This window comes from Streptomyces tricolor, from assembly GCF_002155905.1.
GTDB lineage: Bacteria > Actinomycetota > Actinomycetes > Streptomycetales > Streptomycetaceae > Streptomyces > Streptomyces tricolor.
Genome location: NZ_MUMF01000037.1, coordinates 11,199 through 11,935 on the forward strand (window position 1 = coordinate 11,199; position 737 = coordinate 11,935).

Consider the following 737-nt stretch of genomic DNA (forward strand, 5'->3'; position numbering starts at 1 on the left):
TGAGCAGCGGCGGGTCGGCGACCAGGATCGGCGTCAGCCGCACCTCGGCGATGGTCAGGTCACGGGTCACAGGGAGGCTCCTACGAGGTCGAGTCCGGCGGTGAGGAGGGCGTTCGGATCGGCGAGGCCGGCGGGCGCGGGGTCGGTGAGCGGGGCGCGCACGGGCGCGACCCGCTGTCCGCGCAGCCGGGCCGCCGTCTTCACCAGGGACACGGCGTATCCGGGCACCCGGTCGCGGAGTTCGACGAACGGGACGTAGAAGGCGCGCGGCAGCGTGTCGGCGGTGCCGTGGCCGGCGTCGCGCAGCGCTGCGAAGAAGGCGCCGGCGTTCCCGGGGGCGAAGGCGTGCACGGCTCCCGCGGCCGTCGGGCCACGTTCCGCGGGGCCGGGTCGCCGCCCACCTGACCATCCCCTCTTGTGAATGCCGTCCACATATGAGAACAGAGGCTATGTGCTTCTACCCCCTTCCACCACCCACAAACCCGACCGTGGCCCGGATCACACCCACCGGCCTTCTTCCGGAACCGCGTGCTTGATACAACTTGCTCGCGCGTTCCTGTCCGTCGACGGTCGTCGCCCAACCCCCTTGTCCCAGCCGCTCCTTCCGCCTGCCCCGGGAACGCCCGTGTCCGCCCCCCGCACCCTGCCCTGGCCCCTCGTCGCCCTGTTCACGGCCGGGTACCTCGCCCCCTACCTGCTGCCGACGACGGTCGGCCGCCTGGACTCCGGCCTGGGTG

At 72.7% G+C, this 737-nt stretch carries 1 pseudogene; it reads right to left on the minus strand.

What is annotated here, in order from left to right:
• Positions 1–66: 66 nt before the first annotated feature.
• A pseudogene (locus tag CCN44_RS03160) lies at positions 67–369 on the minus strand (5-dehydro-4-deoxyglucarate dehydratase); the annotation flags it as partial.
• Between the last annotated feature and the right edge of the window lie 368 nt (positions 370–737).